The organism is Streptosporangium canum (assembly GCF_900113865.1).
Lineage (GTDB): Bacteria > Actinomycetota > Actinomycetes > Streptosporangiales > Streptosporangiaceae > Streptosporangium > Streptosporangium canum.
The window spans coordinates 79,708-92,802 of the sequence record NZ_FOQY01000015.1; the positions used below are offsets into that span (position 1 = coordinate 79,708).

Annotated in this window: 12 protein-coding genes; 4 read left to right on the forward strand and 8 right to left on the reverse strand. The window is 61.2% G+C overall.

Annotation, left to right across the window (positions count from 1 at the left end; all coding sequences use genetic code 11):
* Positions 1–188 precede the first annotated feature (188 nt).
* On the reverse strand, positions 189–1,148 hold the full coding sequence (locus BM085_RS22445; protein ID WP_093888900.1) for an NAD(P)-dependent alcohol dehydrogenase: 960 nt from the start codon (positions 1,146–1,148) through the stop codon (positions 189–191).
* 101 nt (positions 1,149–1,249) lie between these two features.
* Between BM085_RS22445 and BM085_RS22450 the strand changes: the two genes are divergently transcribed.
* Positions 1,250–1,885, forward strand: a complete 636-nt coding sequence (locus BM085_RS22450) for a TetR/AcrR family transcriptional regulator (protein ID WP_245789554.1) — start codon at positions 1,250–1,252, stop codon at positions 1,883–1,885.
* Positions 1,886–1,993: 108 nt separating this feature from the next.
* Here the strand turns inward: BM085_RS22450 and BM085_RS22455 are convergent, their stop codons facing one another.
* From BM085_RS22455 to BM085_RS22485, 7 genes are all read right to left on the reverse strand, one after another.
* Positions 1,994–2,704, reverse strand: a complete 711-nt coding sequence (locus BM085_RS22455) for an HAD hydrolase-like protein (RefSeq protein ID WP_177245217.1) — start codon at positions 2,702–2,704, stop codon at positions 1,994–1,996.
* Positions 2,705–2,801: 97 nt separating this feature from the next.
* On the reverse strand, positions 2,802–3,320 hold the full coding sequence (locus BM085_RS22460) for a hypothetical protein (protein ID WP_177245218.1): 519 nt from the start codon (positions 3,318–3,320) through the stop codon (positions 2,802–2,804).
* 120 nt (positions 3,321–3,440) lie between these two features.
* Positions 3,441–4,175 (reverse strand): Type 1 glutamine amidotransferase-like domain-containing protein, encoded by a 735-nt coding sequence (locus BM085_RS22465; protein ID WP_093888903.1) that lies wholly within the window; start codon positions 4,173–4,175, stop codon positions 3,441–3,443.
* Positions 4,176–4,422: 247 nt separating this feature from the next.
* Positions 4,423–5,580: an ATP-grasp peptide maturase system methyltransferase gene (tgmC, locus tag BM085_RS22470; RefSeq protein WP_093888904.1), complete on the reverse strand. Its 1,158-nt coding sequence runs from the start codon at positions 5,578–5,580 to the stop codon at positions 4,423–4,425.
* Entirely contained in the window at positions 5,577–6,026 is a 450-nt protein-coding gene (locus BM085_RS43280; protein ID WP_143121022.1) for an MvdC/MvdD family ATP grasp protein, read from the reverse strand. The genes tgmC and BM085_RS43280 overlap by 4 nt, the downstream gene beginning before the upstream one ends.
* A gap of 42 nt (positions 6,027–6,068) precedes the next feature.
* Entirely contained in the window at positions 6,069–6,740 is a 672-nt protein-coding gene (locus BM085_RS22480; RefSeq protein ID WP_093888906.1) for a restriction endonuclease, read from the reverse strand.
* Between the two features lie 1,408 nt (positions 6,741–8,148).
* The gene (locus tag BM085_RS22485) at positions 8,149–8,841 is read right to left on the reverse strand and encodes a hypothetical protein (RefSeq protein ID WP_093888907.1); all 693 of its coding nucleotides are present in this window, start codon (positions 8,839–8,841) and stop codon (positions 8,149–8,151) included.
* A gap of 111 nt (positions 8,842–8,952) precedes the next feature.
* Here BM085_RS22485 and BM085_RS22490 point away from each other — a divergent pair, with 111 nt between their 5' ends.
* Genes BM085_RS22490 through BM085_RS22500 form a run of 3 tightly spaced genes read left to right on the forward strand, consistent with a single transcriptional unit; the run spans position 8,953 to position 13,075 of the window.
* A complete protein-coding gene (locus BM085_RS22490) occupies positions 8,953–10,377 on the forward strand; it encodes a ParB N-terminal domain-containing protein (protein ID WP_093888908.1) in 1,425 nt (474 codons plus the stop codon).
* Positions 10,378–10,386: 9 nt separating this feature from the next.
* A complete protein-coding gene (locus BM085_RS22495; protein WP_093888990.1) occupies positions 10,387–12,210 on the forward strand; it encodes a DEAD/DEAH box helicase in 1,824 nt (607 codons plus the stop codon).
* A gap of 19 nt (positions 12,211–12,229) precedes the next feature.
* Positions 12,230–13,075, forward strand: a complete 846-nt coding sequence (locus tag BM085_RS22500; protein ID WP_177245219.1) for a protein NO VEIN domain-containing protein — start codon at positions 12,230–12,232, stop codon at positions 13,073–13,075.
* The last annotated feature ends 20 nt before the right edge of the window (positions 13,076–13,095 follow it).

The window sequence follows — 13,095 nt, forward strand, 5'->3', positions numbered from 1 at the left end:
TTTCCCGCTTGCGGTCCGGCCGCTTGTTCTCGGAAGCGCTGGGCTGGCCGTACATCGCCCCCTGGAGCACGTTCTTGGAAGTGTTCGTTTCGAGGGCTTCCGCGAACACGGTCTTCTCGGAAGCCGCTGGCCTGCGGAGACAGCCGGTAGCAGAAATTTCCGGCCGGATATGACTACGGCCCCAGGTCTCAGACGATGCGGACGATGATCTTGCCGCCCACGCCGCCCGCCTCCAGGGCCCGGTGCGCCTTGGCGATCTCTTCCAGGGGAAACACGGTGTCCACTACCGGGCGGATGGCGCCGGCCTCCACGTACCTGGTGAGGTCGGCGAGGAGGCGGTGGGTGGGCCGGCCGCTGAAGAAGCGCACGCGCCGCCGGCCGTACACGGTGGAGGCGGCGACGTACGACAGGGACGCGGCGACCCGGTTGATGTCGAAGGCGATCGCCACCATGCGACCCGACGGGGTCAGGAGGCGCCGGTAGGCGGGGTGCTCGGTGCCGACGGTGTCCATGACCACGTCGAACCGCGGCAGATCCGCAGGCCGCGTGGTGGCGTAGTCATAGGCCTCGTGGGCGCCGAGGTCGCGGACGAGGTCGAGGTTGCGTGCTCCGGCGAGGGCGGTGACGTGGGCGCCGAGTGCCCTGCCGAGCTGCACCGCCACGACGCCGACGCCGCCGCTGCCGCCGCGTACGAGCAGGCGCTCGCCCGGCTGTAGTTTCGCCTTGTCGCGCAGTGCCGTGATCGCCGTCGTGCCCACCGGGAGTGCCGAGGCCTCCACCAGGTCGAGGCCCGCCGGGACGAGGGACAGGTGACGGGGGCGGACGGCCAGGTACTCGGCGACGCTGCCGAACGTGCGGTCCAGCACGCCCCACACCCGGTCGCCCACCCGGGGGCCGGCTTCGGCCGGGTCCGGGCCCAGGGCGACGACCTCACCGGTGAAGTCGAGCCCCATGCGTTTCGGGAAGCCCCGCTGCATCAGCCCGGTCACGGGCCGCAGCTTGCCCGCCCGGCCGTGCAGCTCGCCGCCGTTCACGCTGGCGGCGTGCACGCGCACCAGCACCTCGCCGGGTCCGGGGACCGGCTTGCGCACCGTGCCCACATACAGCACTTCCGGTGGCCCGTACCGGTCGAACAGGGCCGCGCGCATCTCAGACGCATTCATTTCCACGTAAGTGACGCTAGCCAGCTAAGCGGATGGGGTCGTCCATTTACGTTAATGTGAGAAACATGCCTGGTCATCCCTCTCAGATGGAGCCTGCACAGGCGCTGCGGGCCGACGCGCGGCACAACCGCGTGCGCATCCTCGAGGCCGCGCGGGAGGCGTTCGCCACGCGCGGGCTCGATGTACCCATGGCGGCCATCGCGCGGCGCGCCGGAATCGGCGTGGCCACGCTCTACCGGCGTTTCCCGTCGCGGGAGTCGCTGATCACGGAGGTGTTCGGCGACGAGCTCGCCACGTGCGCGTCGGTCGTGGACGAGGCGCTGGCCGATCCGGACCCGTGGCGGGGGTTCTGCTCGGCGATCGAGAAGGTGTGCACGATGCAGGTCGCCGATCGGGGGTTCACCGACGCGTTCCTGACGGCGTTCCCCGACGCGATCGACTACGAGCGTACGCGGGTGCGGGCCGAGCAGGGCTTTGCCGAGGTGACGCGGCGGGCCAAGGCCGCGGGGCGACTGCGTGCCGACTTCGACCTGGCCGACCTGACGCTGCTGCTCAAGGCCAACTGCGGCGTCGCCACCGGGACGAGCGAGGCCGCGGCGGCGGGGTCGCGACGGTTGGTGGCGTACTTGCTACAGTCCTTCCGGGCCGAGCACGCCGAGCCCCTGCCGCCGGCGCCACCGCTCACACTCGATTTCCTGTACGGGTCGGCGACGGTGCGGTAGCCCCTGGTCCGCCTGCGCCACGTCCTTCAATCCGCCGTATTCGCTGCGGAGTAGGCGGCCCACTCGGTCCCGGGGACGATGCCGGGCATCCAGATCCGGAAGCGCGCTCTACCCATCCGCCGCGACGAGTACGGCCCGCACGACGGCGTCTGTGTCGGCGAGGTCCTCCAGCACCAGATCGGCGCCGGCCTCCTTCAGAGCCCGGACATCGCTGGAGCCGGTGGCGACGGCGACCACCCTCGCTCCGCCCAGGTGGCCGGCGAGGACGTCGTTCGGCGTGTCCCCGACCAGCACGGTGTTGCGCGTGGTGAAGGATTCCCCGTACTTCCGGGTGGCGCGCTTCTGCGCCATGCCCACCAGCACGGCGCGGTCCTCGTGGTCCATCCCGTAGGCGCCCACCTCGAAGTCCACGAAGTGCTCCAGCCCGAACGCCCTGAGCTTGCCGATCGCGAGGGGCTCCATGTTCCCGGTGAGCACCGACTGGATCACATCGACCCGGCCCGCCAGCGCGTCAAGCACCTCACGCACTCCGGCCAGGACCCTGCCCCGCTCCGAGATCGCCGCCTCCTGAACGACGAACGCCTCGGCGAGGGCCGTTCCGAAGGAGTCCAGCAGCCGGTCCGTTACCTCGACGCCGTGCATCCGGAGCGTCTCCACCGTGATCGCCCAATCGGTCCGCCCCGCCATGGCCGCGACCCGCTCCATCGGCTGCCCGGTGACCAGGCGGAAGGCCTCGGCGTAGATGTCCCTGCCGACCCCGTCGATGCTGACCAACGTGTGGTCGATGTCCCACAGCACAAGCGTTCTCGCGGAGCTCACCGTTCGAGCATAACCAAGCCTGGATTTTCCCCCTTGACGGCCTTGAACACTCGCTGGACGGCCTCCATCGGCTCCGCGCTCCCAGACCCTGGAACCCCTAATCGTCTTCAAGCCCAGGGAGAACCGAGAAGGAGGTCAACCGACGCAGCGAGCGGCGCGTTCCACGGATATCGAGATCACCGGTAGCGGTGACTTCGAGGCCGGTTCCATGTGCTCGCACTGCCGACTTGTAGTCGGATTCATCCAACTCAACGCGGAATCTCCGCGCATTACCTGTGTCGTCGTCGACTCCCTGTATAACCACCTCCCCCTTCCCAAGCTTTCCCTCCCGGAACAGGCGGACCACCAAACCGGTAACTGCGACACCAGCCTTTGGCTGCTTCGTTCGCAGGAAGTCCGCGGCTTCGCCCAAGATTCTCTGCTGACTGGGCGTGATCTTCAAACGTGTGGGCTCGCGATATCCCACGGCGAGTGGCGACTGGGAAAAACGGATCTGGTAAACGTCATGATCCGGCCCTCCCAGGGAGCTTAATGCCTCTAACTCAGTGGCATTGGCAACATTTTGGCCAGGCTGCCCAAAGGATGACAGCGGCTTATCTCCTTCACCGACTTCCACCGCGAGACGTTGAGCCCTTTGGGCCGCAGCGAGCATTCTACTCATCACTTTACGGCCAAAAGGCTGAGCAGGAACCTCAAGCAAAGGCTCTTGGCCGGCCCGACGCATGCAGTCTTCGGCTCATGGCAGCCAGCATCGAGCGGGAAAGGCTGTCTCACGGTGCTTTCCTTCCCCATCAGGTTCGACGAACCATGCGTTCCGGTCAGGAAGGACACCCAGGGCTTCGTGAAGCCGGGTGCCCACGTAGTGGAGAGCCACGCCGTCTTCAGACGCGTACCCCTGCCGGAGAACCCCTTCGCCGATGAGTTGGCGAAAACGCGACCTCCGGGGCTGATCGCCCAGGTCGTCATGGACACCGTTACTGAACGGCAGGAAGCCCAAGCCGTCATTGACGGCATCGAGGTCGTCGCCGAAAGAGTCGGTCACTCCACCCAGATGCCAGCACAGACTGCCTGCGCTCTGGCCGGCCAGCACCACACCCGCCTCCCAGCACTCCCGCAAGATCGCATCGAGCCGGTGCGCGCGCCATACTGCCAGCAGATTCACCACACTGCCCCCCGACACGAAAATCACGTCCTGGGCCAGAAGATGAGCTCGGACATCGGCGACGTTCGGCTGGACGAACAACTGGAGATGGGACAGGTCCGCATCTCCGAAGGAACCGGCCCGCGCGTACCAACGGTCGATGTACTCCCGCGAGTCGCCGACCGCCGTGGCGATGAGACACACCCGCGGCCTGCGCACGCCGGCCAACTGCATCGCCTGCCATATCTGGGCGCCTACGTACTGCGGAGGGAACCCCTCAGGGGGATACAACAGCCCGGAGCACGCCAGAATCTGCCGTTCTCTGATCATGAACACATCCTCTGTCCGGTGAAGGGTGCCCGCAGCGGCTGCTTCACGGACGTCATGATCCCTGATCCGGCGTAACCCTCGGCCTTCTTGCGCAGAGGCATCCCCATGATGCCGAGCAGATCCAGCGTTTCATCGCCAATAGGTCCGTCAACTTCCACTCCCCCTGATGTCCACCGGCGGGGAGTTCACAAGGGGATACCTGGACGACTTGTCTCGTACGGCCGGGGCATCCCAGCGTCAGCGTCACTCAGATGGGAAGGTCCCAGCTCGGCCCGTCAGGGTCGCCCAGCCAGACGTACTGACGCTCCCCGGTGACAGTGAGGCCGTACGTCGACTGGTGCGGAGACCCGGCTGCCTGCCAGGTCAGGACGGCGTGCTCGACCGCGTCCCACAACCGCAGCGGCCCGCGCTGGCGGACTGTCCAGCCGCCCTGCGGATCAAGCCCGGTGGCGGCCAGCGAACCAGTGGCCACGTCCCACAGGACGACCTCGTCACCGCCGCCCAGCTTCACCGCCGACGGCGCGGCCAACTGCGCGGCGAACAGCCCGGCCGGATCGTCCAGAACCCCCGGATCCACCCGGCTCTCCCTGGCATCCCCGGTCACGAGGTAGGCGGACGGCATCGGCGGCGGGCCGTGGGGACGGGCGGTCATGAAGGAGATGTCATCCCTCAGGAACCGTCCGCTCGCGGTGCCGTCGTCGTCGAGCGTGAGGTGCGCGAACGCGGACCCGCCCATCCACCCGGACAGCGGCGCGGTGATCGTGCCACCGTCGCGGACCTGCCACATCCACAAGAACGGGATGGAGCGGACCGAGCAGGTGGCGATCAGCCGGTCGTACTCGGCGTTCTTGTCATATCCCAGCAGGCCGTCCCCGGTCACGAGCGTCGGCGCGTACCCGGCCGCGGTGAGCGCGGCACGGGCCCGGCCGGCCACCGCCGGGTCGTACTCGACGGAGGTCACGGCGTGGGAGCCGAGCCTGTGGCACATCAGCGCGGCGGAGTAACCGGTGCCCGTGCCCACCTCCAGCACCTTGTCCCCATCGGAGATCCCCGCGGCCTCCAGCATCAGCACGACCAGGCCGGGCAGGGTCGATGACGACGTGGGCGCTCCGGAGACCGTGCCATGCGCGCCCTCGACCATGCTCCCGTCGATCTGCGTCACCCAGGTCTCGTCGCGGTAGACCAGATGGAGCCACTCGTCCTCGGTGACCTCCGCACGGTGGGTCACCTGCCACGCACCGTCCTCGGTGCCTCTGGCGACCGCCGAACCGAGGAACCGCTCACGGGGTACGGCCTCGACCGCGTCCCACCAGGCCGCGTCGCGTAGGGAACCGGTGCGGGCGAGCCGGTCGGCGAGGGTACGGCGGAGCCGTACGGCGAGGCCGGGGTTTTCGCGGGTGGTCACGTCGAGTCCTCCAGGAGCAGATCGGCGATGGCGGCGGCGATGGGCAGCCCGGTGGCGTCCTCCAGCCATCCCCACTGGCCGTTGGGGTTGCACTCCAGGAACACCGGAGTGCCGTCACCGGTGAGTGCGAAGTCGAAAGCGCCGAAGCTCAGGCCGAACTCTCCCAGGTAGGCGAGGCAGGCGTCGGCGAGTCCGGGCGGCGGCTCGATGACTGTGTAGGAGAGACGGTCGTAGTCCTGCCGCCAGTCGAGCAGGTCGGAGTCGATCCGGACGCAGAACACGCGCTTCCCGACAACTGTTACCCGGAGGTCGGCTGTTTTGCGAACGCATGCCTGGAACAGGTGCGCCGCGGCGCTGACGGTGCCGTCCATGTCGTCCGGCCCGACCTGGGCTGTCCAAATGGTGGCGGGCTCCCCGTCGGAGCCGGTGTACGGCGTGGCTCGCAATCGAGCACAGTCCATTGATTTACCAACAGTTATCATCGTCCGTTAGTAATCAGTGCTACTTTCGCTGGAACCCGGAACCGGAGAAACGATAACAAAGTCCCGCTGTAGATGCTTTCTGAACAACCAGAGTAGATGCTGGCCATTGTAGAGCTCAACAGATAAACGTGCAGCCTCATCGCGAGCAGGAGCCGTAAAATCTGATGTGGTCATGACAACTTGCTTGGTGAAGTTCCGTCGCTGAGCCGAACCAACAATCTCACGAATGGGACGGACATCCACCTTGCGATGGAGTGCATACCTCTTGACTTGTATAGCGACCTTCCCACCCAACACTGGCGCTTCATTCACCGCTACGAGATCGATGCCTCCATCACCCCCGACACGCGTGAGTCGCACCTCTGCGAACCCCATGGCCTTCAGAAGCATACGGACCAACTGCTCGAACTGCCAGGGATCAAGATCCAGCAGATTCCAGCCATCCGAGAGCTCAAAAGCAAAGCCTTCAGAGTCCGCGTACTGGAGATCGTCATCCCACTGGCGATCGATGACCGGCTCCAGCGGAGGACCAACCTTCCAACTGTCCAGCAAAATCCTCGCGTCCGAACGCGAGAACCAGTCCATTGTCCGCTTCAGCAAGAGAGCCACGGCAATTACTAGGCTCATACCTACAACCATCACGACGATGGATACGACCTGGCTAACCACGACGTTCATGGGAGATCCTTCGCGTCCTCGTCCTCATCCTCGGGCAAGTACAGCTAGCCATGGTCGCCGGGCCGCAGTAAAGCAAAAAGATCAACTCAGATCGACGCGGAACAGAAAAGCACAGAAGCCTGGACCGGCATGTGCCTCTTGAGCAAGCAACTAGATCCGCCCAAAAATAAGAGGATCATCCGACGTTTTCGGTCGGAACAAAACGGAACAGAAAAGAACAGCGTGATGTACATGAGCTCATGCGGCAGATGCGATCATTAGGGCAAAGCGATGATCGTGTGGGGCGTCTCCCTGCTCACGAGAGGCGCAGGTCACCGACCAGCGGGAGGATCCCATCACTCAGAAATCACCTGACACAAGATGGGTTGCTCTTGCGACCAGCTTGCGCGAAGTGCAGCATTCGTGCGATGAGCCCTCTATCCGCCAGATTTCGCACTTCTCATACCGACTGTCCGAATTAGTCGAAGGGAAGGCCCGAGCCAGAAGGCTACCCGGGCTTTCCCCTACCTGCGTGAGTGACTTCCTTAGCGGGAATCGAGGTGGCCGGCCGAAGCTCACACGAATCTTGTCTTTCGTTCTGGCCTGCAGATACTACGCGTGGGACAGTGGGCCACTCCACGCCAAACCGGACCCTGCGGCCGAACGTGACATCTGGCGCGAAAAACTTGAGACCCTGTTTCAGGATTCACCATCAGCCGTCGCCGAGCCAACCATCTCACCATTGGTGACAAGCGCCGAGAATCTTCGACAGGTCTCAGCACTACCATCCACTGCGACAGCTCCAACCACCAGCGCCGGGAGGCTCTCGGTTGGCGAGTTCAACATCCATCAGCGCCAGTACCAAGAGTGGTACGGCCTACATGGACTTGATCTCGCACAGGCAGCAAGGGCGGGCGAAGCGAACGCTGCGTTTCGTCTTGGGGTCCTTCTGACGCTGGACCGGCACCCTCGAATGGCACGACTCTGGCTTGCCTCGGCAACCCGGAGTGCACACCCACATGCTGGGTCTCTTCTCCACACAGAGATTAACGGAGCCGCGGGAAGGACAGCCGCTGCCGACCACGCCTATCTCCTAGGCCAGTCCGCCCACGGCCAAGGCGACATTCCCACCGCCGCGATCTACTACGGGCGGGCTGCGGCAAACGGTCACGCCGATGCCGCCTACCACATGGCTCTGTTGCACCTTGTCAGAGGCGAGACTGGCCCAGCGGGACGCTGGTTCGCCGCGGCAAGCCGAAATGGCCACCCTGATGGGGACCGGCAGCTCAATCAGATCATGCAGGGGCTGAGCCGAAACGACTCGGCAGCCTTCTCCGACACCTGACATATGCCGTCAAGGGCAAAGATAGGCTGCGTCTCGCGGCGCTACCGGCCAGACCTGAGAAGTCGCGTCAAACCGTTGTCTGCGCTAAGGGATAAGTCTGAGATGATCATGAATCATCTTTCGCGCATCACTCGGCAACCGGCGGTACTCAGACCATAGCTGATCAACCCTTGTAGGTTGACGACGCCCCTTGGCGATCCACAGCGCAAGAGCTTCCCGCTCGTCTACGTCGAGGGCTCCGAGACTTTCGAGTACAGATGGCAAGCTGGCGACTACTCCCGGAGCAGCACCTGCACGACATCGCTTACATTCAGTGACATACTGGACTTCCCTCACACCGTTCAGTGACTCACTGTCGCGGCGCGTAACAGAAAGTTGCGCTACCAGGTGAGGTGCGTCAGGGTAAGGCTCCCCTCCTGTAATGCCACACACCACACACATGTAGTCGTCTGCGGCCATAATCACTGCACGTTGCTTTGCGGTGAGGGCGTCACCAGAAGGAGCAGACCTCCCAGGCTTCCACACTTCATCGCCGGCCTTGACAAACCGGAGCTCGTTCGGATCGAGTGTGACATCATCCTTGTTCGTCGCGATCACCCAGCGGTTGTCCCGCAGGTCCCGCATGCGCCGATCAACTTGCTCGACCCCAGGGAAAGCATCTCGGAGCTGGGCCTTCGTGAAAAGGTTGCCTTCACCGACTTCCGACAGCAACCATAGCGCGATCCGGATCTTCGTGCCACGCTTAGTAGTGGTATCGCTCCAGTCGGGAAGAACCACGTCGGCCCCCTTGCCGCGAGATCATCTAAGCCGAGAGCCTAGATGTGTCAGTTATCCATAGCATGGTACGTAAGCATCTGTCGCACGAAGTTATCTCTGGGAGAACATCCGATGGTCCCGACCGCCCCACCCGCCGGCAAGGACATTCAGTCGCTGGTGGACAAGCGCCTCGATGAGGTTCGTAAGGGCCACAGCACCAGGGAGACCGTCACGATCGAATGGCGTGGTCGGCAACTGAGCATCGAAGTGATCGACATGCCTGTCGCGATGCTCTACTACAACCCTGAAACTCATCGTATCCGAGCACAGCGGGAGCACGACGCCGACCGGGATGCGAGGCTGACGACCGACCCATGGGCAGAGGAGAGCCAAGAGTACCTACATGACCTCCTTAAGGCTAACCCTGCTAACCCAGAGCGCGACGACCCTGACTTCCAGGGCCTTCAGGATGACCTGAAGAGCTATGGGCAGAAGGATCCTGGCATCATCACGCCAACGGGAATTCTAGTCAATGGCAACACCCGTCGCGCAGCTCTCAAAGAACTAGGGCATCCAAATATTCGAGTCGGTGTACTGCCCGGCGACTGGGGCTGGGAAGACATCGGAGCAGTAGAGCTAGAACTTCAGCTCCGCAAAGAACATCGCCGCGAGTATTCCTACATCAATCGACTCATTACCATTGAAGAGCAAATAAGCAAGGGACGCACAACTATAGAGCTCGCTAAAGCCTTCCGAACTACACAAAAGGCCATTCAACAAGATCGCTGGGTTCTGGCTTTCCTTCAAGATGCAATCGAGCGAAGTCGCGTTACCTTGGCTGATGGCAGCAGTGCGAGTATGCACCTGATCGATTTTGAAAAAGATCAAGAAAAGCTTAAGGAACTACATCGAGCCTATACTGTCGCCGAGAGCAAGGACCGAGATTTAGCTGATCAGCTCAGGGAGAGCCGACTTCTGGCCGTCGCAATCGGACATTCAAAGACGGATGTCCGGGTGGTTGAAGAGGGCTTCCATGAGAAATATCTGGAACCGAGGCTATCGCCCGACCTAAAGCCTACGGCGGCAACCCTGCCCGATTCAATCGGAATCCCTGGATTGACCATATCAGTACCCGATTCTTCCATTAAGGCGCAGGAGATCCGCGCACTTACGGACAAGGTGCTTCAAGCACAAGCTCAGATGAATGCGTCTTCTAAGCTGACAACAGCAGAGACAGCCAAGGCGAGTAAGGTCATTACAGCAGTAACGAAAGCTGTCGACGACAGTATCGATCACGCTAAACGTGACCAACGCGCAAAGAAACGGAAGCTCGCCGCCCAGGACACCCTGTCCGACGCTACGGATCAACTTAAACTTTGTATCGACGAGATCGCTCGCGCACGCAGCCAAGGTGCACTCGATAATGATGCCCTCGACGAGGAGCTCATTAATTTACGTGACACTTTGCGACGACTCGCGCAGCAAGCATCTCGTGGTGTGGCCGAGCCAGGCAAGGGCTTGAGCTGGCTTCAGCGTGCAACGACGGGCCAGGACTAGGTGGATACGATGGCTAGTCTCCGGCTTGAACTCGCGGCTTCCGGCACAGCTGTCCTGCTTAGATCCGCGGAAGAGCATTTAACGAATCTCCGGCAGCTTGCCCCACGATTCCGTACGGCCATACACAAAGGGCCAAACGTAATTGAAATAAAACTTGATGATTTACTTGTTAATCTCCGCGAACTTAGCCGATGGCCATCTCCACATGATGTGGACTGGCAATCAGAGCTGAGAACCATAGTGGAGGATGTCCATCTCGATGCCAGCGCTGCTACCGCCTATCTGCAAGGCACAGCTCCCGCAACAGCTCCACTGAGCAAGGACGAAATTTTCGAGCTTCTCGGACCAGAGTGGATTGCACCACTAACAGAATTCCAGCTTCGCGACATCTCCAAGCTTCTATCCCTTCGGCATGGAGCAAACTTCAGCGTTCCTGGCGCCGGAAAGACCCGGGTCGCTCTAGCTATCTTCCAGGCGCTTCGTACCAAAGGGCTGGTCCAGCGTCTCCTGGTGGTTGGCCCCAAGGCAGCTTACGAAAGCTGGCAGTATGAGAACAAAATATGTCTCTCCCAACCACTAAATGTGCAAGTGATCGACGGTAAAGTAGATGCAGGAGCGAGGTTGCTACTGGTCAACTACGAACGATTGGCCATCAACGAGACGGCCCTGGCGAAGTGGCTAACCACGAAGCCATCCATGCTTATCCTCGATGAAGCTCACCGTATGAAGCTGGGTGCTACAGGCGTGTACGGCGCAGTTTGCCTAGCTCTTGGCCCCAGGGCTCGACGACGGCTGATTCTTACGGGCACACCGGCACCCAACGGCGTCCAAGACCTTGAAAATATTTTTGGGTTTGTCTGGCCAGGCCACGGTCGGCAGTCCGTGACCCGTGCAGTTTCTGGAGGAAACCTAAAGCACGCAAGCAAGGTTCTTCGTCCTTTCTTCACTCGGACGACGAAGAAAGAGCTAAATCTCCCGCCGGTTACTACCCGAATACAGCGTGTTGCATTCAAACCCGGAAGCCTTCACGGAGAAATTTATTCAGCGCTCGTCGGAGAAATGAGCGCACGGGCCGCGCGATCTCGGGATGATTTTGAGGCTCTCGGACGCATTTTAATGTACCTACTGATGGCTGCTACTAGTCCTGCGCTCATCGCTCTTGGAACCACGAAACACGAGCCTCTTCTCTATCAGGCGCCACCCATCGAGATCCCCGAAAACAGGACCCTAACTGAGCTTCTCAAAGATCTGCCAAACCATGAGATGTCACCTAAATATGAAGCAACACACGACATCGTCTTAGCCAATTCCTCGACCAAGCGAAAGACCTTAGTCTGGTCAACATTTGTCAGGAGCCTGACTACTCTAGAGTCTATACTGAAGGAGCATCAGCCTGCTATGGTGCACGGCGGGACACCTGACAGAGAGAACCAGATCAAGCGGTTCCGTGAGGATCCGGACTGCATGGTTCTACTCTCTAATCCCGCAACTCTCGGCGAAGGCATCAGCCTTCATCAAGTATGCCATGACGCTGTATATGTGGATCGAGACTTCGCCGCCGGCAGGTATTTGCAGAGCCTGGACCGTATACACCGCCTGGGACTATCTTCAAACATCGAAACCAATGTGACAGTTCTCGCTACTGCGGAGACCATAGATGAAATGGTCGAACAGCGTTTGAGCACAAAATTGCGATTCATGGGCGCAATTCTAGACGACCCAGAGGTCGAACAGCTCGCAGATTTGCAAGAGGAACCAGTCGCCGGCCGTACTATGGATTCGGCCGATGTAAAGGCCATGCTAAGGCACCTTCATGTCGGCCCTACCTCCTGAACCAGTCATACGTGCGGCGATGCGCTGGGTAAACCATCTTCAGCATTCCTCGATCGATCGCACCTATTCTCTATTCGCTTCTCACCCTGCCTATAGGGATTTAACGCTGACACAGTACAGTGCAGCGTTGAGTTGGCTGCGCGATACCGGAGTGATTGACGATAGAGGTCGTCCAGCTCACGTCTCCGGACGCATGGAAATCGCTTTACTTAAATCCGCTTTTCTCCACGCCAATCCACTCTGGCTACAGGATGCCGACCAACTAATTACAACTGCAAATGATCTTCCTCAGGATGCGTCAGCTGTGGGAGAAGCTCTGGGGTTAAGCTCACACGAAGTGCTTGCAGCGGTACGCATGAGCTGGGGAAAAATAGATACTCGAACTCGACAAGAAGTCGGTTCTGCAGGAGAATTGGCGCTTTTACGTCTCCTGCAGGAGATTGGCTCTGTCACCGCGACCCACGTCGCCGCGTACGCCGATGGCTTAGGTTATGACGTATCAGTGGAAGGCAATGGACTCTGCCTCCATCTTGAGATCAAGTCAACGACCCGGCGTGGGCGCTTAAGCATTTACCTCTCGCGCAATGAGTTCGAAGTCATGCTCACTGATCCCAAGTGGCGGCTAGTGGTCGTGCTTGTGGGGACAGATAAAGAGGCCAACGCCATCGGCATGGTTGATTCGCAATGGATCACGGACCATGCTCCGGTTGACACCTCTTCCCTTGGACGTTGGGAATCTGTGCGCCTTGACATCCCTCCAGGGGTGGCACGAAGCGGCATAACAGATCTGAACGGACAAGTAAGCGAGAATCACTTGCTACTTGCTGGAGCACAAGAGGTGCGACCATCGTGGCTGGTAGGTTAAGTTCCGTCAAGCAAGTCAGT

Coding starts and splice junctions, on each gene's coding strand:
- BM085_RS22445 (WP_093888900.1), bottom strand. CDS start 1,148: ATGCGCGCGGCCCTGTTCGACCGGTACGGGCCACCGGAAGTGCTGTAT.
- BM085_RS22450 (WP_245789554.1), top strand. CDS start 1,250: ATGGAGCCTGCACAGGCGCTGCGGGCCGACGCGCGGCACAACCGCGTG.
- BM085_RS22465 (WP_093888903.1), bottom strand. CDS start 4,175: ATGATCAGAGAACGGCAGATTCTGGCGTGCTCCGGGCTGTTGTATCCC.
- BM085_RS22480 (WP_093888906.1), bottom strand. CDS start 6,740: ATGAACGTCGTGGTTAGCCAGGTCGTATCCATCGTCGTGATGGTTGTA.
- BM085_RS22490 (WP_093888908.1), top strand. CDS start 8,953: ATGGTCCCGACCGCCCCACCCGCCGGCAAGGACATTCAGTCGCTGGTG.
- BM085_RS22495 (WP_093888990.1), top strand. CDS start 10,387: ATGGCTAGTCTCCGGCTTGAACTCGCGGCTTCCGGCACAGCTGTCCTG.
- BM085_RS22500 (WP_177245219.1), top strand. CDS start 12,230: ATGCGCTGGGTAAACCATCTTCAGCATTCCTCGATCGATCGCACCTAT.